The organism is Streptomyces antioxidans, assembly GCF_000968685.2.
In the GTDB taxonomy this organism is placed as follows: domain Bacteria; phylum Actinomycetota; class Actinomycetes; order Streptomycetales; family Streptomycetaceae; genus Streptomyces; species Streptomyces antioxidans.
Genome location: NZ_LAKD02000069.1, coordinates 55,071 through 74,913, shown reverse-complemented (window position 1 = coordinate 74,913; position 19,843 = coordinate 55,071). Strand labels below are relative to the sequence as shown.

Here is a 19,843-nt window from a genome sequence, read left to right as displayed (position 1 = left end):
ACCTCCTCAATCCCCAAATCGACAGCACCGGAGCGGTCAAGGCCGCGTGGAGCGTCAACGCAGCCGTCACCGAATCCGCTCCCCACCGATCCATCCACCGCCTTCGCCCAGACCTGCTCGCCGCTCACATCGCCGACCACTGGCAAGTGCCCACCGACGACCGGCCACAGCTCGACGCAGCCGCCCGCGACCGCGCCTTCTTCGACGCAGAAGAAGCCATCGACGCCGCTAGAACCTTCTACCTCCACGCCTCCGGCACAATCGACAAACAATCAGTCAACTAGGAGCGCTGGGCCAGGTATTGGATTAGCCATCAATACCAGGCCCGGCTTTCGCCGGTGCCTCACGCGCCCTCCCTTGCCCGCGCCTTCCGGGCGGCTTCCTCATGGGTGCGGAGCAGCCATTCGCCCTCCAGGCAGACGACGCCGAGGGCACGGCAGGTCGGGCAGCCCGCCGCATGCTCCAAGGCGGCACGCCACTCGGTCCCGGCCACGGCCGGGTCGTTGGAGGCCGTCGTCATGGCGTCAGCTCCTCCAACAGAGCGTCGGACTCGGGGTCCCTGGCCAGCAGCTCGAACCGCCTGCGCGCTATGCCCAGCAGCCCGGCGCTCGTCTCGGCGTCCTTGGCGTTGGCGAGTCCTGCGTTCATGCATCGGCGTACGGTCTGGCTGTCCGCTGCGGTGGTGTAGAGCGCGCTGCCGGTTTCCTCGGCGAAGAGTTCCTGTCCGTGGAGCTGGAAGTGGTGCAGGGTGCCCGGTGGTGGGAGGACTCCTGCGCGCAAGGGGACCACCAGGATTCGCGGACCGGAGGTGGCCAGCCGCTGTAGGTATGCCATCTGTGCTGCCATGGCCGCCGGGGCCGCGAACGTCCGCAGCAACATCGCCCCGTCGAGCAGCACGGTGATGTTCTGCCACCGCTGGTCCGGGAGCACGGTGTGCGGCGGGATCAGCGGGGGCTGGGTGGCCGTGGTCAGCAGGGTCAGGCGGTCCACGGGGCATCCGATGGTCTGCACGATGCGTGGCATGGTCACCGTGGCGTAGACGCAGATGGCGGACGCGTGGTGCTCGCACGCGCGCAGCCGGTCCACCCAGCCCGGGGCGTCATCGCGGACGGTGCCCGTAGCGTGCTCGGGGGCTTTTGACCGCCAGCTTGTCCAGCGCGGGGCGTCGGCGATGCTGGGCCAGTCGGTCACTCCGTAGAGCCTGGCCAGTGTGGATACCTCCTGCCAGCGGTCTCCCGCCTGCCCGGTCTCCATCCGGCTCAGTGTGCTCTCCGAGCTGCGGATCGCCTGGGCTGCTTCGGCGGCCGTGATGCCCTTGGCCAGCCGGAGCGAGCGCAGGTAGGCGCCCAGGACCAGGGCTGCGGGGCCGTGTTCGGGGGTGGTGGTCATCGGGACCTGCCGTGATGGAGCGCGCGGCGCATGGCGGCGGTCTGGGCGATGGCATCGCGCGGGTAGTCCCGGGCATGGGTCGGGCAGGCGTAGACGGTCGCGCTGGCCACACTGCCGCTGTGCTCGATGGACACGGGGACGGGCTCGTTGGTGGGGAGTTGGCAGTGGTAGCAGAGCTGTCGGCCGTCCGGTGCTGGGCCGAGGATGTCGTCAAGGGCCTGGCGCAGGGCGCGGATCAGGTGATGGGTGTCGGTCAGATACCGGCCGGGGCCGAGCGGGATCCGCCAGTACGTTTGGTGGTCGGCCCTCCAGGAGGCGGGCGGTACGCCGAGGAGGGTGCCCTCGTCGGCGAGTTCGGTGAGTACGCGGACCTGGCGCAGGCGCCAGCTGCGGGGGGTGGACGTGCCGATGGCGATCAGCCAGTAGGTCTTGCCGTAGGTGTCGTCCTGGATGACGGCGCCCGAGTCCCGCCCGAGCAGTTCCAGGGCGCGGTCGGCGACAGAGGTGGGCGCGGAGACGGCGTCCCACCATGTGCCCACCGGTAACGCCTCGACGTCCTCGGTGTTCGGTGGTGTCCACGGCAAGGCTTCGATACTCATGCGTCCCCTTCTCCGTTACGGGTAGTGAGGAGACGAAACCGCGCGTCATGCTGTATCGACCAGCGCTGACCCGCCACGCGCATACGCGTATGCAGCCAGCGCATACGCGTAGCGGGCAAACCGTGGGACCCAGGTACCAACAGGAGTAGGCATGAACTGGTCTTCACTGGCGATTCGGGATGCCGCCCGCCAAGGTGACTACGGTCGGGTCGTCAGCCTGGCCCGCCGCGATGCTGGCGTCTCCCAGAACCAACTCGGCGACGCCTGCGGGATCAGCCAGTCCGCCGTCTCCCGCCTCGAAGGACGCGGCACGGCCTCATACGACATGACTCTCCTGGCGAGAGCCGCCACGCACCTGCACATCCCCTCGCGTCTGGTTGGCCTTGCCGACCACACAGCGGCGCATGCCGCCGAGAATGGACAGTACGACGTGCACCGGCGCAACTTCCTCGCGGGGACCGCAGCAATAGCCGCCACGCCCGCCCTGGCGGCTCGACACCCCGAGCCCGCAGACACTGGCCAGGCCGCGACCCTCCGCGTAGCCACCACAGCCTTCCGCCGCCTGGACGGCACCACCCCCTCCCGGCAGCTCTCCGAGCCGGTCCTGGCCCACCTGCGGCTCACCCAGACCATCACAGGCGACGCCGAGACACCCGAGCAGCGAGCCCGCTTGGCAGCAGTGGGCAGTGAAGCAGCATCCCTCGCCGGTTGGCTCGCCTGGGACATGAACGACATCGGATCGGCGCGCACCTGGTACGGCGCAGCCATCAAAGCGGCGCGCACCTCCAGCGACCGACTGCTCCTCGCCTACCAGCTCGGCAGCCTGGCCGGATTTGAGGCAGACGCTGGAAACGCCGCCCAGGGGCTCGCCCTTGTCCGCACGGCACATCGTCAGCTCGGCGATGCGGCACCGGCCATCGCCACCGCATGGCTCGACACCGTCGAAGCTCTCGCGCACGCGGCTGCGGGGGATCGGCCCGCGGCGGAAGCCGCGCTCGACCAGGCCGCCCGCAGCACTGACGCCGTCCAGGACGAGCAGCCGCCACCGTGGCCATGGGTGTTCACCTTCACCCACACCAAGGTCGCAGCCACCCGGCTCACTTGTGGCGCGCGGCTCGGCCTCCCCGGCTGGGTGACCGCCTCGCAGGACGCGGCGGCGGCTCTCACCTCGAGCCACGAGAAGCAGCGTGCGCTGCTCATGCTCGACCTGGCCGCCGTGCGGCTGGCAACTGGCCGACTCGATGGTGCGTTCGCTCTGGCTGGGCGGGCACTTGAGGTAGGCGCACGGTATCGGTCAGGTCGGATCATCGAGCGTGCCCGTGGGCTCCGGCGGTCCTACACTTCGCCGACTCCGCCCAGGGTTATCCGCGAGTTCGACGACCGCCTATACGGCATCTATCTGTGATCACGAAAGGAGCAGCCCATGCGTCTCGGCATCACCGGCCACCGCGGCCTGTCCTCAGAGGTTGAGCAGTTGGTTCGCCGGGCTCTTCAAGATGAAGTCGCGCGCCATGGGCCTGATCTGGTCGGGGTCTCGTGCATTGCCGACGGCCCGGACGCCTGGTTCGCTGAGCTGGTGCTGGAGGCTGGTGGTCACCTTGAGGTTGTGGTCCCCGCGGAGAAGTACCGCGAGGGTCTGCCGGAGGAGCACCACCAAACCTATGACCGTCTCATCCAGCAGGCTGCCGACATCCATCGCACGGGCATGGTGGAGTCGGACTCGCAGGCGCACATGGCCGGAAGCGAGATCCTGGTGGGTCTGGTAGACGAGTTGGTCGCTGTGTGGGACGAACAGCCAGCTCGTGGGTACGGCGGCACGGCCGATGTTGTGGCCTACGCCGAGCGCACCGGTGTCCGTTCTCGGGTGATCTGGCCGGAGGGTGCGACCCGGGACTGACCGAGAGGGCGGCTTATCATCCAGCGCGTGGACATTCCCGACAGACTCATCGAACTCCAGAAGGCCGCCGACGCCGAGCACGCCAAGGAGCACAGCCTCAGCAGGGCCCAGCTCAAGGCCACGGTGAAGCGGGCCGTACGTTACCCCAGCGACGACGGCTGAGCACGACGAAACGCCCCCTCCGGCCCGAAGGCCAGAGGGGGCTCGCGGATCAGAGGCGGCGCCGGTCGGGAGCGAGCGGGGCCGGTGTCGTTGCGCCAGGACAGCAGCGCGGCGATCTTCCTGTACGAGACGGCTGGCTCCCGCGCCCGCAGGTCCAGCACGACTTGGCGGCGCATCTTGCGCCATTCCCCGCCGCGGTTGGCCCGATGGGCCAGCACCTCGCTGATCGCTTTCGCGCTCTCCTGCGGGTCGGCCATCACGGCAACGGCGCTCGACAACGGCGGCCAGCAGCCGCACCGCTCAGCGAGGCGAGCGACAAGCTCATCAACGCCGCCCACTCAGGCGAAGCTCAGACGGAGGCTTCCCGGCCGCCGTCCATGAGCTTCTGGATTGCCGCCAGGATCCCTTCGACCGCGCCGGATTCGGCTGCGAGGGCGGATAGGGGGACCGAGGGCCAGCCCTTGTAGCCCTTCTCCCGCTGCACCTCGAGCTTCTTCGCCAAGTCGGGGACGGCTGGCAGAGACCGCGCAAACGCCGCCGCGCGGTCGAGACCGAGGTGATGGGTGATCGATCCGAAGCTGAAGGCAAGTTCCTCCTTCACCGGGTCGTCGTACAGCGACAACGTCCAGAACGGGACCTGCCGACCGGCGACCGGATAGGAGACGGACATGCTGGGGTACTTGGCCGTTCCGCCCTCCAGCCGCCCCCTGACTGCTCCGTGATCGAGAAGAGCGGTCGCTATCCGGCTCAGTTCCGGGGCGAGCCGAGTCCCGATGACCGCGTCCATGCCGGCGCGCGTGGTCCGCTGCGTGGTACGGCGACCGGAAGGGGACTTCGCTGCCGTGGCGACCTCCCCGTGGATGCGGGGAACGAGGACGCGGAGGTCTCCGCTGCCTCGGTACTGGGTCAGTTCGACCGCGTACACATCGGTCTGCCGCAGCTGCCGGTTGAGGAACTCGACGATCGCCCTCAGCTCCAGCGGAATCCGGTCCGCGACGAACAGCAACCGCATCTGCCCGGCGACCAGCCGTTCCTCGACCGTCGACCAGAACTCTTCGGGAGAGCGGTCACCGAGCAGTTCCCCGTACGCCTCGTCCAGCGGTCGTCCATCCGCACGACAGGTCTCCTCGAAGGAGCGCTGCAGCAGCGCTCCCGGCCAGTAACGCGCCCCGTTCGCCGCGTAGTCCAGCATCTGGCCCACCACCTCGCGCCGGATGCGCGTATCGCTCGCCCGCTTGACCTCCACCAGCGTCGGCACCCCGTCAGCGTCGACGAACAGATGGTCCAGCCAGTACGCCGGACCGCTCTCCCCACTCGTCGGAACACCCATCTCCCGCGCCACCAGTACCAGCCGCAACGACTGCCCGTCGGCGAGCGAGCCGAAATCCAGCACCCGTGGATGACGTGCCAGGAGCTCCTGGAATTCCGCCTCGGTCTCGAACGCGGTCGGCTCCAGGGCCTGCAGAGCATTCCCCAGGACGAATACCGGCTGATCAGTCACTCGTTACCCCACCCTGTGATCCGCGACCGTGGTCAGTGGTCGTTCCGCATCGATTGATACCGGAAGCCAGTGACAACAGCGACCCCGCCCACGCTGCGACCCGTCGCCCGCCCGGACAACCCGTGTCCTGAGCTCCTGTGTCCTGAGCTCCTGTGTGAACGTAACGCCCGGATTCAGCGAGAACGTTCCAACTCATGTGCGCCAGGGCGGCATTGACGCGCATAGCGCGCGGGCTCCCGTCCGGGGCTGACCGCGACCAGCGGCACGGGATCCGATATGAGGGGGCTGACCGTGCACCCGTCGCCAAGGAACTGCTCTTCGTCGGTTCGGTGAAGTGGGAGGCTCGACGGCTCGGCCGCGCCAATTGGTCCAGCTCTCCCGGATCCACCGCGAGGTCAGGTCGTCCCGGCCTCGCTCGATCTCCTCCATCGCCGGGCCACCCATGGGAAGCCAACGCGATTGTCAGCAACATTCGCGTTAGTGACATGCGAGTGGATGCCGGTGTCGCGCGTGGCGTCGTGCGGTCACCAACGTGTTCCGTCGCCTTACGACGCTGCCGCGTAACAGTGGATGGTCATCAGCTGGGACGGGCTCCAGCGTTGCTCGACCGTGCCCATCAGCTCCCAGCCCAGCCGCTCGTACAGGGCCGCCGCGGCGGTGTCGGACGCCACGACGTCGAGCACCGGGTGCAGGCCGCGCACGTGTGCCTCGTCTACGGCTCGGCCGATCAGCAGCGCGCCGATCCCGAGCCCCCTGGCCCGCGGGGCGATGAAAAGCCGACTGACCACCGCGGTCAGGTCCTCGCTCGTCCCGTTGCGGTCGCTCCACAGGCCGGGGGCCAGGTCCCCCTCGCCAGCCTGGGACAGGCTGATGTGGCCGACGACGCGGCCGTCGAGCTCGGCGACCCAGGCCCCGCATCCGGACGCCTGCGACAGCCACTCACCGGGACGGTCGGGCCAGTTCACGGGGTAGCCATCACGCTGATGGACTTCCGCGAGAACCCGTACGCACGTCTCGACATCGACATCGGTCCTGCCCCGGACCCAGTGGCCGGGCCCCTCCACAGCGGCGGCGCCGGAGTTCTCGAAGTTCACCATGGCATGGAAGCACAGGCACCCGACGAGATGAGAATGGAGCCGTGCGAGCATTCGAGATCACCACGACCGACGAGATGCTGACCGACCTGCGCGAGCGGCTCTCGCGTACGCGGTTCCGGAACGACCTGCCCAGCGAGGACTGGGGCTGGGGGACCCCGCAGCCCTGGCTGCGGCATCTCGTCGAGCACTGGTCGCACCGCTACGACTGGCGTCGCACCGAAGCCGAGTTGAACGCCCTCCCCCAGGTCATCGGTGACTTCGCCGGGCTGCGCGTACACGCCTTCGCGGTGCGTTCGCGGCACGAGGACGCCACCCCGCTGATGCTCTGCCACGGCTGGCCCGGCTCGGTGGTGGAGTTCCTCGACTGCCTGCCCGCGCTGGTCGACCCGACCAGCCACGGCGGACGCGCGGAGGACGCCTTTCACGTGGTGTTGCCCTCGATGCCCGGCTTCGGTCTGTCGGGGCCGACTGCCGCGCCCGGTGTGGATGTGGCCGCCATCGCCGACGCGTTCGCCGTCCTCATGCGGAAGCTGGGCCACCCTCGCTTCTTGGCGCAGGGCGGGGATTGGGGGGCCTTCGTCGTCCGACAGCTCGGACTCGAGCATCCCGGCCGACTGTGGGGTGCACACATCAACTTCCCCTGGGCAGTGGCTCCGCCCGGCCTTGACGATCCCCTGGCCGAGGCGACGGCGGCGGAGCGCGAGGCATGGGAGCGCAATACCCGGGTGTACGGGGCCGACAACGGCTACTACATCCAGCAGGCCACACGGCCGCACAGCATCGGCCCAGCGCTGGAAGACTCCCCCGCGGGGCTGGCGGCCTGGCTGCTGGAGAAGTTCCACGTCTGGTCCGACACCCGCGACGGCCTGCCGTTCACGCTCGACCGGCTGCTGGACAACACGATGCTCTACTGGCTCACCGGGACCGCCACCTCCGCCGCCCGCCTGTACGCCGAGGCGGAGGCTTACGGCTCCGACGCGCGGGTCTGGGGCCGCAGGGTGGAGGTGCCCACCGGCATCGCGCTCTACCCCCGGGAGAAGACACGGTCGCCGCGGCGGTGGAGCGAGCGCCAGTGGAACGTGGTGCACTGGGCCGAGCAGCCGCGCGGCGGCCACTTCGCCGCCTTTGAGCAGCCCGGACTGTTCACCGCCGACCTACGGGAGTTCGCCCGCACGCTGCGGACGCATCGGCCTTGACGCCACGCTCCCCGTGCGACGGACGCGCGTTTCGCCTGACGGAGGGGCGCGCGCCGGGCCCACGCGTATGCCGCGTACGGGCTAGGCGCCGCCCCGCGTCGCGAAAACCGCCGCCCCCAGCAGGGCCTGGTCCTCGCCGTCGTCGTGCACCGACAGGGTGAGGCGGGCGAGCCGTGGGTCGTGGTGGGTGAGGCCGGTGGTGAGGGGTGGGCCGATCAGGGGCCAGGCGGCGGTGATGGAGCCGCCGAAGACCACCGTGTCGGCCTCGAAGGCGGTCAGCCACGGGGCGAGCGCGGCGCCGAGGGCGCGCAGGGCCGAGGTGATGACGTCGCGGGCGGTGGTGTCGTCCACGGCGGCGAGGGCCGTCAGTTCGCGCAGCCCGTCGACGGGACGGCCGGTGCGGTTTGTGTAGTGGGCGGTCATCGCCCGGGTGGAGACCGTGTCCTCCAGCGGACGGCCGTCGATGGTGAGCAGATCGACGCGGCCCTCGGGCGGCACGCGCGGGTCGTCCTCGACGATCGACCCCCGGTCGAGGAACGCCGAGCCGACCCCTGTGCCGAGGGTGACCGCGACGAGGCGGCGGCTCTCGGCGTGGGCCGTGTGCCAGACACCGAGCGCGAAGGCGGAGGCGTCATTGAGGAACCACAGCCGGGCCGGGCGCGGGTTCAGGCGCGGCATCAGGAGCTCGCCGACGGCGAGGCCGTCCAGCGCGGCGAACTTGCCGACGCCGTGGTAGCGGGCGACGCCGCGCGCGTAGTCGAACGGCCCCGGGACCGCGATGCCCCAGGTGTCGCCGCCCCCGCCACGCGAGCCGCAGACCACCGCCCCCGGGAGCCCGGACGGTTCGGACGGTTCGGACGGTTCGGGGGGCTTGGAAGTCCCCGAGGGCCCGGAGGACGCTGAAGCCCCAGAGACTCCAGACAGCACACCGTTCGCCGCTTCCGCGAGGGTCGCGAGGAAGTCCTCCCGGCCGATGCCCGGTGTCAGTGGCAGGCGGCGGCGGGTGCCGTCGGCGATTCGGGCGCGGGTGAGGTCGACGGCCGCCGCGGTGACGTGGGAACCGCCCACTTCGAGGACGGGCACGAAAGAGGGCTCGTCAGCGCGTCGGTGCGGTGGCACAGCAGGAGCTCCGGAAGCCGTCATCGGCGCCTACCGCGGTGCCGGGTGGTCGACGAGCGTGGTGGCGATGGTCACGCGCCGCGGCGGCTGCGGGACGGTGCTCGCCTGGCGCTCGAACAGCAGCGTCGCGGCGGCCCGGCCGAGTTCGACCGGGTCGTAGGAGACGACGGTGAGCGGCAGGTGCAGCATGTCGGCGAGTTCGATGTCGTCGAAGCCCGCGAGGGTGACCGGCGCCTCGTCCTGCGCACGGCCCCGCAGGGCACTCAGCGCGCCCACCGTGTTCCGGTTGTTGGCGGTCAGCAGCGCGGTCGGCGGGTCCGGCAGGGCGAGCATGGCGCGCGCCGCCTCCTCCGCGAGCGCGCTGTCGCCCCGGTGCCTGCTGATGTACCGCTCGTCGAGCGCGATGCCCGCCTCCTCCAGCGCCACCGCGTAGCCCCGGAAGCGCTCGGAGCCCGTCCACAGCGACGGCGGCAGGCCGAGGAAGCCGATGCGCCGGTGGCCGCGGGCCACCAGGCGGCGGCACGCGTCCCGGGTGCCGCCGTAGTCGTCCACGAGGACGCAGTCCACGTCGATGCCCATCGGCGGGCTGGCCGCGAGCACCACCGGGAGGTCGCGCAGCCGGTCGCCGCCGAGGTGGCTGTGGTCGTGCCCGGCGGGGGCGACGACCAGGCCGTCCACGCCGCGGTCCACCAGATCGGCCACCACCTCCCGTTCGGTGACCGGGTCCTCCCCGGTGCTGCCGAGCATGACCCGTGCGCCGTAGCCCACACAGATCTGCTCGAGGCCCACGGCGAGTTGGGAGTAGAACGGGTTCGCCAGATTGGTCACGACCAGGCCGATGAGCTCGTTCGGGCCGCCCGAACGCAGCTCCCGGGCCCGCTTGTTGGGGCGGTAGCCGAGCGCCGCCACCTCGGCGAGCACCCGCTGGCGGGTGGCCTCGCCGATGCCGCGCTGACCGCGCAGTGCACGGGAGACCGTCATCGGGCTGACGCCGAGCCGAGCGGCCACGTCCCGCATGGTGAGGGCCGGTTCGGACTCCGAATGTGCGCTCATACCACCTGTGCCTTCACCAGACGGACCGGCTCCGGCCCCTGACTGTGCACGTGGTAGGCGGTGACGGACGCCGGGACTGCGAGTGTCTCGGCATAGTGTACGGAGTGCCGGTGCCCGGCGGCCGTGGTGATGACCGCGCCCTGGCCGTCGACCACGGTCAGCACATGGAAGCGGCCGTCGGTCCGCTGCTCGGCGGTCCGGCCCGGTTCGACGGCGATCCGGTGCACCTGGAAGAACATCGCCGGAAGCGCGCCGATCACCTCCTCCCGCCAGCCGTCGCCTTCGCACAGCGGCCGGGGCCGCTGGATCAGCTCGCGGGCCACCGCTCCACCCGACCGCTCCGGGTCGAGGTTGCGGAAGGCGTGCGCCACGTGCACGGCGCGCTGCCGGTCCGCCGCGTCCCGCCGCAGCCAGTCGTAGAACCGCAGGGAGTACAGATAGGGGGTGGCGCTGACTTCGAGGACGACATTGCCCTCGCCGCTGCCGTGCGGCGTACCGGCCGGGACCAGGTAGAGCTGCCCGGCCTCGGCGGGAAACACCTGCACATACCGCTCGATGTCGAACGGTGTGCCGTGTGCGTCCGCGGCGTGCGCACTGTGGTGGAACGCCTCGACGTCGGCGCCCTCGCGCAGCCCGAGGAAGACCTTGCTGTGCTCCTCGGTGTGCATCAGGTAGTAGGTCTCGTGCTGGGTGTACGGCCAGCCGAAGACGTCGCGCATGTCGTCGGGCCTGGGATGGCAGTGGACGGAGAGGTTTCCGCCGCGGACGGTGTCGAGGTAGTCGAAGCGGACCGGGAACGAGGTGCCGAACATCTCGTGCACCGCCGGGCCCAGCACCTCCGCCGGGGAGAGCGCCACGATGAGCTGGAACGGCACCTCCACGCAGCTGGAGGCGTCATCGCCGAGCAGGACACCGCTCTCCGGCGCGATCAGCTCGTAGCCGAGCGCCGTGTTCTCCGCGTCCGGGTTGTGACCGAGCGTCTCCTGTGCCCAGTGCCCGCCCCAGGGCGTCGAGTTGAAGGTCGGCCGGGTGCGGAAGGGGCGGGTGGCAAGCGACCGGCAGGTCTCGCGCAGTGCCCGCCCGCCGATCGACGTCGGGGCGACGGTATCGGTAACGTCGATCCATCGGTCGATCCGCTCCGCCATACGGTCGCGATGGCGGTCGAGCAGCGGCCAGTCGATGTAGAGCAGCCGCCGCAGGGTGGGCGGCTCGCCCTCGGGTGCCGCGAGGTTGCGGCCCCGGCCGTGCTTGACCGCCGCCTCCGCATAACGCTTCGGCAGGTCGGCCCACCACAGGACGTCGGAGTCCGCGAGGGCTGCGCCGGGCCCGAGCAGGATGCGCAGGACTCCGCCCCGAGCTGGGGCGGATGCGCCCGCGCCAGTCTCGCCCGCGCCGGACTCGCCCGCGCCAGTCTCGCCCGCGCCGCATTCGTCCAGGTCGGCGAGCGCCGCCAGGGCCCGCGGGTCCATCAGGTCGGCGAGGTCGCCACCGGCCAGCCGCGCGAAGTCGGGGTCGTCCCGCAGCTCATCGGAGTCCGTGAGCCGCCGCACCGTCTCCCAGTCGCGCACCGCCGTCCGCACATCCGCGAACTCCACCCGGCCGGACCGGCCCTCCCGGCCGGGCCCGCCTTCCCGTGATCGCCCGTCCCCCCGGGCGCCCCCGCCCTCGAACGCCGCGCGCAGCCCGGCGGCGACGGCGGCCCAGTCCAGTACCGCGGGGCCGTCCACGGCGAGGACCCGGGTGCCCTTCGGGAGCGTCCCGACGGCGTCGGACCAGCCGACGGCGACCGCGTCGGCGAGGACCGGATAGCACGGTGTCGGATCGTACTGCGGCGGTGCCTCCACCTTGACCTGCGGACTCTCGTCCATGTCACCAATCCCGTGAGATACGTTAACGCGCGTCTTTTCAAACCACCTGCACGCCTGTACGTTACCGATAACTTACCAGGTCGGTGATTCCGTGACGAGGGGGTCAGATGGGGTCGGTCGACATGCCAATCGACAGGGCGCACAGGCCAACCGACGTGGCGCGCAGGCCAACCGATACGGCACCGCGGACGAGTCGGCGCCGGTTGCTGGCCGCCTCTTCCGCGGCCGTCGCCAGCCTTGGCCTCAGCGCGTGCGCACGGGGTTCGATGAGTCGGCCCGCGCCCGCCGACGTGGTCTCGGTGTTCAACGACAACCCCACCTGGTCGCCGGGTTTCCGGGCGGCGGGCCGGAAGTTGCGGCCACTGTCCGGCTACCGGCTCGCGCCGCGGGCGGTTCCCAACGTCAGCAACTACCAGCAGATCGTGCGGATGTCGGCGCAGACCGACTCCACGGCGGACCTCCTGAAGTGGTGGAACGGGTACCGGCTGCGCGACATCGCCCGCGCCGGGATCCTCGCCGATGTCACCGACGCCTGGGACGAGGCGGCCCGGCACGGCTGGAGCGACGACACCGCGCTGCGCGCGTCCTTCAGCCACGAGGGCAGACAGTACGGCGTCCCGCTCTACAAGTCGTACTACGTGGTCTTCTACAGCCGGTCCGTCTTCAGGCGGCTCGGCGTGGACGTGCCGACGACATGGCAGCGGTTCCTCGACGTCGTGGACGCCGCCCACGCCAAGGGCATCACGCCGATCGCCTCCGGCGGGGCGACCACCTGGGAGTCCTCGATCTGGTTCCAGCAGCTGGTCAACGGGCTCGACCACCGCTTCTACCTCGAACTCACGGCGGGCAGGGCCTCGTACACGGACGGGGTGTGCCGGCGCGCGATGGCCCTGTGGAGTGATCTGTACCGGCGGGGCGCGTTCTCCTCGGCCGACGCGTCGGCCACGGACGTCCCCGGCCAGTTCGCGCGGGGCCGCACCGCCATGTGCCTCTACGGCTCCTGGAACACCGGGGCGTTCCTCGACGCCGGGGTCAAGGACGCCGACCTCGGGGCGTTCCTGCTGCCCCCGCCGCCGGGCGGCGAGCGCTCGGTGCTCGTGGAGAGCGGGGTGCTGGCGGTGTCGGCGCAGGCCCACAAGCGCGGCGCCGCCCTCGCCGTGGCCCGCGCCTGGCTCAACCCTGCGGTCCAGACGGCGTGGACGGGCTTCCTGCGGGACACCTCGGCCGACCCGGGCGTGGTGCCGAACGTCGGCACGGTGCGCCAGATCGCCGCCCAGGTGCGAAGGGAACGGCCGAAGCAGGCCATCCGCTACTGGGAGGCATCGCCCCCGGTACTGATCGAGGGGAACGTCCAGGACCTGAGCGCCTTCATGATCGACCCCACGCCCGCGAAGGCGACGCGGACCCTGGCGAACATGCAGCACCGAGCCGACAAGGAGTGGAAGGTGTGGACGTCCTGACCACTGCCGACCAGGCAGCCAGCCGAACGGGGCCGCACCGGCCCGAACCCCTCGCTCCCGATCCGCGCTCCGCCCGCTTCCGCGCCGCCGCCTGGGTGGGCGCGTTCCTGGCGCCCGCCGTGGCGCTGGTCCTGCTGCTTCTGGTCGTGCCCTTCCTGGTCACCGCGTGGCGCAGCCTCTTCGACGACAACGGCATCACCGCGCGCTTCGTCGGCCTGTCCAACTACACCGCGCTGTTCACCGACCCCGACTTCGGCCGGTCGCTGCTGAACACCGTGCTCTGGGTGGCGGGCACGCTGGTCCTCCCCGTGCTGCTCGGCCTGCTCCTCGCGGTGCTGACCCACTCGATGCGCTGGGGCGCGGTGGCCCGTACCGCCGTGGTCATCCCGTACGCGCTCTCCGGTTCGGCGACGGCGCTGCTGTGGACGTTCCTGCTGAGGAGCGACGGGGCGGTCAACCAGACGCTGGGCGCGGTCGGGCTCGGCGGCTGGCAGCAGGAGTGGCTGCTGCACTGGCCGTTGAACACCCTCGTCATGATCGTGGCGACGACATGGCAGGCGACCGGGGCCTCCCTGATCCTGTTCCTGATCGGGCTCCAGACCATTCCCCAGGACACCATCGAGGCCGCCCGGATCGACGGCGCGCGGGGCCTCCAGCTGTTCCTGCGCGTGATCGTGCCGCAGCTGCGGCCGATGACCGTCGTGGTGGTGGGCATGTCCATCGTCAACAGCCTCAAGACCTTCGACATCGTGTGGCTGCTCACCCAGGGCGGCCCGGGAACGGCCTCCGAGACGCTCGCGCTCACGATGTACCGGCAGACCTTCACCCTCAACAGATACGGCTACGGTGCGGCCGTCTCCGTCGTCCTTACGGTCGTCGTCATCGCCGCCTCCTGGCTCTACCTGCGGCAACAGGTGCGGCAGCGGTCGGGCGATGCCGTATGACGGGCCGAACGGCGCGCGGCGTCCTGGTCACCCTGGTCTCCGTGCTGTGGCTGGTGCCGACCTGGCTGGTCGTCGTCAACGCCTTCACCCCGGCGAAGGAGTACACCGGATCCCCGCGGTGGTGGTTCGCCTCACCGGGGCTGTTCGCGAACCTCCGCACCGCGTTCGAGAGCGCCGACGTCGGGCGGGGACTGCTCAACACCCTGGTCTACGCGGTGATCGGGGCGGCGGTGGCGGTGGTGATCGCGGCACTCGCCTCGTTCGCCGTCACCGTGATGCCGGTACGGCGGCCCGGGCTCTGGTTCTGGTTCATCTTCATCGGCACCGTACTGCCCCTCCAGACGTTTCTGTCGCCGCTGTTCAGCGGGTACGCCAGCACCGGCCTCTACGACACCCAGTACGGCATGCTGCTGATCTATGTGGCGCTGACGATCCCCTTCGCGTTCTTCGTCAACCGCAACTTCATGCTCACCGTGCCGAGGGAAATCTCCGAGGCGGCCCAGCTCGACGGCGTGAACTGGCTGTCGATGTTCCTGCGCATCCATCTGCCGCTGGCCAGGAACGCGCTGCTGGCCGCGTTCATCTTCCAGTTCACCTGGATCTGGAACGATCTGCTGTTCGGCATCACCTTGTCGCTCAGCCCGAATGTGCGGCCGGTGACGGCCACGCTCGCCGACCTCAACGGCAGCTACGCCACGGTGGGGCCGCCCGTCGTGCTCGCGGGCGCGCTCGTCGCCTCGGTGCCGACCGTGGTCCTCTTCTTCATATTCCAGCGCTTCTTCGTCAACAGCCTGCGGCTCACGGCCTGAACCCACGGGTTCATGGCCTGAACCCGCGGCCCACGGTCCGCAACGAACCACTGAACCTCCCTGGGAGAGAAGACACCTATGACGACGCGCGCCCTCGTACGCGACCGCCGCTGGTCCACCGACAAGGCCCGGACGAGCATGATCGGCCTCGCCGTCGCCACCACTGCCACCGCCACCACGCGGGCCGGTACCACGGAGCTGCGGGCCCTGCCGGAACACCTCGTACGCCGCGATGGCGCCGGTGCCCGGCGCGCGGTGCGCATCCTCGTATCGGGCGACGCGCCGGACCACGACGGGTGGACCTTCGACGTGGAGATCGCGGGCCGGGGCCGGGTGCCCGCCGAGGTGCTGCCCGCGCCCGGCGGACCGCGCCTGATGCTCCCCCTGGAGCGCGACCGCCGCGATGTGCGCATCGAGGCCCGCAACGGTGACGCGTCCGCGGTGCTCGCCTTCGCGCTGGAACCACCGCGGGACTGGACGATCCACCTGGTCCACCACTCGCACCTGGACATCGGCTACACCGATCCGCAGGGCACGGTCCTCGGGGAACACGTCGCCTTCCTCGACTCCTGCCTCGAGCTGACGCGCACCACCGACGGCTGGCCCGACGACGCCAGGTTCCGGTGGGCCGTGGAGTCGCTGTGGTCGTTCGAGCAGTGGGCCGCCGTCCGGCCGCGGGAGCGGGTCGCGGAGTTCATCGAGCGGGTACGGGCGGGCCAGATCGAGCTGACGGCCATGCCGTACAACCTCCACAGCGACACCTGTTCCACCGACGAACTCCACGAACTGCTGCGCCCGGCCCGCCGGGTGCGGGACGCGTACGGGATCGACTTCCGCTCGGCCATGCAGACCGATGTGCCCGGCTCCGTCGCCGGGCTGCCGGACGCGCTGGCCCCCCTGGGCGTGCGCTATCTGTCGGTGGCGCACAACTGGGCCGGGCGCTCGGTGCCCACCACCAACGGCGGGGCGCGGCTGCCGCGGCTGTTCCGGTGGCGCGCCCCGTCGGGCAAGGAGGTGCTGGTGTGGATGACCGACAGCCCCCACGGCCTGGCCTATATGGAGGGGCCCGTCCTCGGCTTCGACACCTCCTACGCCATGGTGGACGACCTGCTGCCCGCGTATCTGACGTCGCTCGCGACCAACCCCTACCCGTTCCCGCCCGAGCTCCTGGGCTCACCGGCCCCCGCGCCGGGCGAGCGCGAGCCCTACCCGTGGGATGTGCTGCACCTGAGGGTGCAGGGCCACTTCGGGGACAACGCACCGCCGCGGCTGATCCTCGCCGAGACCGTGCGCCGCTGGAACGAGACCTGGGACAGCCCCCGGCTGCGGCTGTCCACGAACACCGACTTCTTCACCGACGCCGAGGCCCGCCTCGGCGACGCCATCCCCGCCTTCGAGGGCGACTGGGGCGACTGGTGGGTCGAGGGCGTCGGCTCGGGTGCCCGGCCCCAGGCCATGGTGCGCCGCGCCCAGTCCACCGTCACCGACGCCGCGACCCTGTACGGCATCGCGGCCCTGGCCTCCCCCGCCGGGCCCACGCCCGAACTGGCGACCGCCGCCCGCGGCGGCGCGGACCAGGTGTACCGGTCGGTATCCCTGTTCAACGAGCACACCTGGGGCGCGGCCGACCCATGGACCCACGGGGACGCGGGCGGTGAGTCGGGCGAGCAACAGTGGCACTGGAAGTACGGATACGCGCTGCACGGCGACAACGACGCGGACACCTTCCTCGACCACGCCTCGGCCGCGCTGGGCGCCGTACTGCCCGCCGCAGCCGGCGCCGACGCGACGTACTGGGCCGTCAACACCACGGCCGTCACGCGCAGCTCGGTCGTGACGGTGTTCCTGCGCGAGAGCCGGGTCCCGCTCACGAGCGAGGTCGCGGTGACCGACGGCCGCACCGGCGCGGAGCTGCCGGTCGTCCAGGAGGCGCAGACCAACCCCGTCCACCGGGACGCCGGGCGGTGGCTGCACATCCGGGTGCCCGATGTGCCGCCGTTCGGCCTCGTACGGCTGGATGTGGCGGTGACCGGTGAGCGGAGCGGCACGGGGGTGGCGTCCCCGGTCCCTCTCCGCCTCGACGGGGACGGGGAAGGCGAGGAGGGCGAGGAGCGGCGCACAGCGCGCGCCGTGCCCCTGCCCAGCGCCGAGGACCTGCTCCTGGAGAACGGCCACCTGCGCGTCCGTATCGACCTGACCAGGGCCTGTGTGGCGAGCCTGGTCGAGAAGGCCACCGGCCGCGAACTGGTCGACCAGGACGCCGTCGTCGGCTTCAACGGTTACGTCTACGACACGTACACCACCGCGGGCGGCTACAACCACCAGGCCAACAAGACCACGGTGAGCGAGGAGCTGGAACTCCTCGGCTCCCGGACCCTGGCCCGCCCGGCCGTGCTCATCGAACGCGTCGAGGACGCCCTCGGCCAGCGCCTCACCTACGAGTACGCGGCGGACGGCGTCCGCCGGGCCCGCACCACGGTCAGCCTCGGCCGTGACGACGCCCATCTGGTGATCGACAACCGGTTCGACAAACCCGCCACCATGACGAAGGAGAGCGCGTACCTCGCGTTCCCCTTCGCGCTGACGCGGCCCACGGTGCACTACGAGATCACCGGCGCCCTGACCGGCACCGGCCTCGCGCATGTGCCCGGCGCGCCCCAGCACATGCGTGCCATCAGGTCGTTCGTCTCCCTGACGGACGACGGCGGCCCCGTCGCCTGGGTCACCAGGGACGCGCCGCTGGTCGAGCCCGAGACCATCGCCCTGCCCTACGCACCCTTCCCCGACTCGACGTCACCGCGCCAGCCCGGCACGGTCTACTCCTGGGTGCACAACAACCTCTGGGACACCAACTTCCCGTCCCAGCAGGCGTTTCACACCACCTTCCGGTACGCGGTGGGCGTCCGCCGACGGGGCGAGAGCGGCGGGAGCATCGACGCCGAGGCGCTGGCCCTGCGCACCGCCTATGAGGTCGACCACCCGCTGATCGGCGTCCCGGCACACGGCGCCGCGTCCGGCGCGGACCGTCCGGCCGAACTCGCGCTGCTCTCCGTGGACGACGCGCGCATCGCGATCCGCGACGCGGCCCCGGTGCCGGGTGACGACGGCGTCGACCTGCTGGTAAGGCTCCAGTCCTTCGCCACGGAGCCGCGCACGGTCCGCCTGCACTGCGGCTTCCCCGTCGCAGCCGCGGAACGCGCCACCTACCTGGGCGACCCCGAAGGCCCCGCCGCCCTCGACGGCGACGACATCCTCGTGGACATCCCCCGCCTGGGCACCACGGCGGTACGGGTGCGGCTGGCGCCGCGGGGGTAGCGGGGCGGCGAGGGCCGTCCCTCTCCTCAGCCAGCGGTGGTGGTGGTCGGCGGTTCCGCGACGCCGATGAAGTTCCCGGCCACGGTCCGGATGCGAACCGACCACCCCAGCGCGGTGAGATCGTCCGTGAGGGCCCGGGCGTTGTGAAACACCTTCACGATGCGGTACTGGCTGCCGTCATCGAGCCGGCGCAGCGCCGTCGGGGCCGACTGGTCAGCGAGGACTTCCTCATACGCGGCCCCGGCCGGGCCGTCGTCGATGAAGATCGCCTTGCCGCCCGGCGCGAGTGCGGCGGCGACGGTGTTCCAGAAACCGGGCAACCGCGCCGGCGGGATGTGGGAGAGCCAGAAGGCGAAGAACACGGTGTCGTAGCGCCGTGGCGGCTGCCACTCGAACAGGTCGGCCTCGAGGAACCGGACGCAGTGGGATGCGGTACGCGCCCGAGCGAGGGCCAGCACTTCGGCCGCGGCGTCGACGGCCGTCACCGAACGTGCCCGTTCCGCAAGCCTCACTGTCCACTGGCCCGTCCCGCAGGCCAACTCCAGCACGTCCCCGGCAATCGGGAGGCCATCGACGGCGGCCAGCAATTCCCGCAGGGCTTCATGCTCCGCGTAGGGCCGGTCGTATGCGGCCGCGCCAGCTCGGTAGTAGGCCCTCTGCTCCGCCAGGAGAGCGTCGTCATCCATGCGCATCCCTCTCATCCGGGTCCTGCCGTGGTGGCGCCGCGACCACTGTCGGCCTTCACCTTCGGGGAAGGTCAAGCAGCGCGGCCCGTTCGCCGGGGGGCCTGGCGTCGGTGCCTCATTCGCCCTCCTTCGACCGGGCCTGCCGCGCAGCCCCCTCGTAAGCGCTGAGCAGTCGCTCCCCGGTCTCGCATATGGCCCCGGGCGTCCGGCAGTCCGGACAGCCCGCGGCGTGTTCCAGGGCCACGCGCCACTCGTCGGCCACGTCCGGCCAGTGCGTCACCGGGTGACCTCCCGGTCAGGTCCGAGCTCGGCGGCGACCGCCTGGACCAGGGCCCCACGGAGAACGGGGCTGTCGGTGAGGTAACGGTCCGGTCCGAGCGGGACGCGCCAGTGCAGTACCGGCCCGGCGGTGTGCTTGATGGAGGGAACGCCGATGTAGGAGGGCGGAGCCGCGCTGAGTGTCCGTACCTTCGGGACGTGGCGCCAGCACTGGGCGCCTCCCGGCACGATCAGCCAGTACATCTGCGCGTAGTCGGCGATGACGGCACCGGTCGCCCCTCCGAGTAACTCCAGCGCTCGCTCACCGATCTCGACGGGAGCGCGTACGGCATCCCAATGGGAGCCGACCTCGACCATCTCTATGTCGGTGCCTTGTGGTGGCGTCCATGGCTCTGCTGTACGGCTGCTCGTCTGCACGGGGTCCCCCGGCGTCATCGGTGATCAGGTGATGACCGACCGTATGAGCGCC

General features: G+C 70.9%; 20 protein-coding genes and 1 pseudogene. 9 read left to right on the top strand and 12 right to left on the bottom strand.

Annotated features, from left to right (window positions below):
• Positions 1-284 (top strand): annotated as a pseudogene (locus VT50_RS39365) (hypothetical protein); the annotation flags it as partial.
• Positions 285-343: 59 nt separating this feature from the next.
• Here the strand turns inward: VT50_RS39365 and VT50_RS39720 are convergent.
• The 3 genes from VT50_RS39720 to VT50_RS24695 are packed head-to-tail and all read right to left on the bottom strand — an operon-like array spanning position 344 to position 1,988.
• A complete protein-coding gene (locus tag VT50_RS39720; RefSeq protein ID WP_167396629.1) occupies positions 344-520 on the bottom strand; it encodes a hypothetical protein in 177 nt (58 codons plus the stop codon).
• Positions 517-1,389 (bottom strand): Scr1 family TA system antitoxin-like transcriptional regulator, encoded by an 873-nt coding sequence (locus VT50_RS24700; RefSeq protein ID WP_079343883.1) that lies wholly within the window; start codon positions 1,387-1,389, stop codon positions 517-519. Before VT50_RS24700 ends, VT50_RS39720 begins: the two co-directional genes overlap by 4 nt.
• The gene (locus VT50_RS24695) at positions 1,386-1,988 is read right to left on the bottom strand and encodes a hypothetical protein (RefSeq protein WP_046089639.1); all 603 of its coding nucleotides are present in this window, start codon (positions 1,986-1,988) and stop codon (positions 1,386-1,388) included. The genes VT50_RS24700 and VT50_RS24695 overlap by 4 nt, the downstream gene beginning before the upstream one ends.
• Before the next feature lie 151 nt (positions 1,989-2,139).
• Between VT50_RS24695 and VT50_RS24690 the strand changes: the two genes are divergently transcribed.
• Genes VT50_RS24690 through VT50_RS41040 form a run of 3 tightly spaced genes read left to right on the top strand, consistent with a single transcriptional unit; the run spans position 2,140 to position 4,047 of the window.
• Positions 2,140-3,393, top strand: a complete 1,254-nt coding sequence (locus VT50_RS24690) for a helix-turn-helix domain-containing protein (protein WP_206269477.1) — start codon at positions 2,140-2,142, stop codon at positions 3,391-3,393.
• A gap of 18 nt (positions 3,394-3,411) precedes the next feature.
• Positions 3,412-3,885 (top strand): hypothetical protein, encoded by a 474-nt coding sequence (locus VT50_RS24685; RefSeq protein WP_046089640.1) that lies wholly within the window; start codon positions 3,412-3,414, stop codon positions 3,883-3,885.
• Positions 3,886-3,912: 27 nt separating this feature from the next.
• The gene (locus VT50_RS41040) at positions 3,913-4,047 is read left to right on the top strand and encodes a hypothetical protein (protein WP_276207323.1); all 135 of its coding nucleotides are present in this window, start codon (positions 3,913-3,915) and stop codon (positions 4,045-4,047) included.
• Here VT50_RS41040 and VT50_RS24680 read toward each other — a convergent pair.
• The 3 genes from VT50_RS24680 to VT50_RS24665 form a co-directional block, all read right to left on the bottom strand.
• A complete protein-coding gene (locus VT50_RS24680) occupies positions 4,026-4,304 on the bottom strand; it encodes a hypothetical protein (RefSeq protein WP_143645267.1) in 279 nt (92 codons plus the stop codon). The genes VT50_RS41040 and VT50_RS24680 overlap by 22 nt on opposite strands.
• Before the next feature lie 92 nt (positions 4,305-4,396).
• The gene (locus VT50_RS24675; protein WP_046089642.1) at positions 4,397-5,548 is read right to left on the bottom strand and encodes a PDDEXK family nuclease; all 1,152 of its coding nucleotides are present in this window, start codon (positions 5,546-5,548) and stop codon (positions 4,397-4,399) included.
• A gap of 545 nt (positions 5,549-6,093) precedes the next feature.
• Positions 6,094-6,645 (bottom strand): GNAT family N-acetyltransferase, encoded by a 552-nt coding sequence (locus VT50_RS24665; RefSeq protein ID WP_078840943.1) that lies wholly within the window; start codon positions 6,643-6,645, stop codon positions 6,094-6,096.
• A 41-nt stretch (positions 6,646-6,686) separates the two neighbouring features.
• Between VT50_RS24665 and VT50_RS24660 the strand changes: the two genes are divergently transcribed.
• Positions 6,687-7,841, top strand: coding sequence for an epoxide hydrolase family protein (locus VT50_RS24660; protein WP_046089643.1), 1,155 nt, complete (start codon positions 6,687-6,689; stop codon positions 7,839-7,841).
• An 81-nt stretch (positions 7,842-7,922) separates the two neighbouring features.
• On the opposite strand, the gene VT50_RS24655 is transcribed toward VT50_RS24660, so the two are convergent.
• The 3 genes from VT50_RS24655 to VT50_RS24645 all read right to left on the bottom strand — a co-directional run bounded on the left by VT50_RS24655 (position 7,923) and on the right by VT50_RS24645 (position 11,881).
• Complete coding sequence (locus VT50_RS24655) at positions 7,923-8,924, bottom strand: ROK family protein (RefSeq protein ID WP_053048781.1); 1,002 nt, start codon at positions 8,922-8,924, stop codon at positions 7,923-7,925.
• Between the two features lie 66 nt (positions 8,925-8,990).
• Positions 8,991-10,013, bottom strand: a complete 1,023-nt coding sequence (locus VT50_RS24650; protein WP_053048782.1) for a LacI family DNA-binding transcriptional regulator — start codon at positions 10,011-10,013, stop codon at positions 8,991-8,993.
• Positions 10,010-11,881: a class I mannose-6-phosphate isomerase gene (locus tag VT50_RS24645; protein WP_046089645.1), complete on the bottom strand. Its 1,872-nt coding sequence runs from the start codon at positions 11,879-11,881 to the stop codon at positions 10,010-10,012. Before VT50_RS24645 ends, VT50_RS24650 begins: the two co-directional genes overlap by 4 nt.
• A 266-nt stretch (positions 11,882-12,147) precedes the next feature.
• Here VT50_RS24645 and VT50_RS24640 point away from each other — a divergent pair, with 266 nt between their 5' ends.
• The 4 genes from VT50_RS24640 (at position 12,148) to VT50_RS41035 (ending at position 18,409) form a co-directional block, all read left to right on the top strand.
• On the top strand, positions 12,148-13,341 hold the full coding sequence (locus tag VT50_RS24640; protein ID WP_158083226.1) for an ABC transporter substrate-binding protein: 1,194 nt from the start codon (positions 12,148-12,150) through the stop codon (positions 13,339-13,341).
• Positions 13,329-14,285: a carbohydrate ABC transporter permease gene (locus VT50_RS24635; RefSeq protein ID WP_046089646.1), complete on the top strand. Its 957-nt coding sequence runs from the start codon at positions 13,329-13,331 to the stop codon at positions 14,283-14,285. Before VT50_RS24640 ends, VT50_RS24635 begins: the two co-directional genes overlap by 13 nt.
• Positions 14,282-15,094 (top strand): carbohydrate ABC transporter permease, encoded by an 813-nt coding sequence (locus VT50_RS24630; RefSeq protein WP_046089647.1) that lies wholly within the window; start codon positions 14,282-14,284, stop codon positions 15,092-15,094. The genes VT50_RS24635 and VT50_RS24630 overlap by 4 nt, the downstream gene beginning before the upstream one ends.
• A gap of 78 nt (positions 15,095-15,172) precedes the next feature.
• The gene (locus VT50_RS41035; RefSeq protein WP_046089648.1) at positions 15,173-18,409 is read left to right on the top strand and encodes a glycoside hydrolase family 38 N-terminal domain-containing protein; all 3,237 of its coding nucleotides are present in this window, start codon (positions 15,173-15,175) and stop codon (positions 18,407-18,409) included.
• Positions 18,410-18,435: 26 nt separating this feature from the next.
• Here VT50_RS41035 and VT50_RS24620 read toward each other — a convergent pair whose 3' ends face one another.
• From VT50_RS24620 to VT50_RS24615, 3 genes are all read right to left on the bottom strand, one after another.
• A complete protein-coding gene (locus VT50_RS24620) occupies positions 18,436-19,095 on the bottom strand; it encodes a class I SAM-dependent methyltransferase (RefSeq protein ID WP_046089670.1) in 660 nt (219 codons plus the stop codon).
• A 115-nt stretch (positions 19,096-19,210) separates the two neighbouring features.
• Positions 19,211-19,375: a hypothetical protein gene (locus VT50_RS39715; RefSeq protein ID WP_167396628.1), complete on the bottom strand. Its 165-nt coding sequence runs from the start codon at positions 19,373-19,375 to the stop codon at positions 19,211-19,213.
• Positions 19,372-19,791 (bottom strand): hypothetical protein, encoded by a 420-nt coding sequence (locus tag VT50_RS24615; RefSeq protein WP_338058341.1) that lies wholly within the window; start codon positions 19,789-19,791, stop codon positions 19,372-19,374. Before VT50_RS24615 ends, VT50_RS39715 begins: the two co-directional genes overlap by 4 nt.
• Positions 19,792-19,843: the final 52 nt, after the last annotated feature.

Bases quoted from the DNA above. Each gene is read 5' to 3' on its own strand.
- VT50_RS24650 (WP_053048782.1), bottom strand. From the start codon at position 10,013: ATGAGCGCACATTCGGAGTCCGAACCGGCCCTCACCATGCGGGACGTG.
- VT50_RS24640 (WP_158083226.1), top strand. From the start codon at position 12,148: ATGAGTCGGCCCGCGCCCGCCGACGTGGTCTCGGTGTTCAACGACAAC.
- VT50_RS24630 (WP_046089647.1), top strand. From the start codon at position 14,282: ATGACGGGCCGAACGGCGCGCGGCGTCCTGGTCACCCTGGTCTCCGTG.
- VT50_RS24685 (WP_046089640.1), top strand. From the start codon at position 3,412: ATGCGTCTCGGCATCACCGGCCACCGCGGCCTGTCCTCAGAGGTTGAG.
- VT50_RS41035 (WP_046089648.1), top strand. From the start codon at position 15,173: ATGACGACGCGCGCCCTCGTACGCGACCGCCGCTGGTCCACCGACAAG.
- VT50_RS24620 (WP_046089670.1), bottom strand. From the start codon at position 19,095: ATGGATGACGACGCTCTCCTGGCGGAGCAGAGGGCCTACTACCGAGCT.
- VT50_RS24700 (WP_079343883.1), bottom strand. From the start codon at position 1,389: ATGACCACCACCCCCGAACACGGCCCCGCAGCCCTGGTCCTGGGCGCC.
- VT50_RS24665 (WP_078840943.1), bottom strand. From the start codon at position 6,645: ATGGTGAACTTCGAGAACTCCGGCGCCGCCGCTGTGGAGGGGCCCGGC.
- VT50_RS24695 (WP_046089639.1), bottom strand. From the start codon at position 1,988: ATGAGTATCGAAGCCTTGCCGTGGACACCACCGAACACCGAGGACGTC.
- VT50_RS24680 (WP_143645267.1), bottom strand. From the start codon at position 4,304: ATGGCCGACCCGCAGGAGAGCGCGAAAGCGATCAGCGAGGTGCTGGCC.
- VT50_RS39720 (WP_167396629.1), bottom strand. From the start codon at position 520: ATGACGACGGCCTCCAACGACCCGGCCGTGGCCGGGACCGAGTGGCGT.
- VT50_RS24645 (WP_046089645.1), bottom strand. From the start codon at position 11,881: ATGGACGAGAGTCCGCAGGTCAAGGTGGAGGCACCGCCGCAGTACGAT.
- VT50_RS24690 (WP_206269477.1), top strand. From the start codon at position 2,140: ATGAACTGGTCTTCACTGGCGATTCGGGATGCCGCCCGCCAAGGTGAC.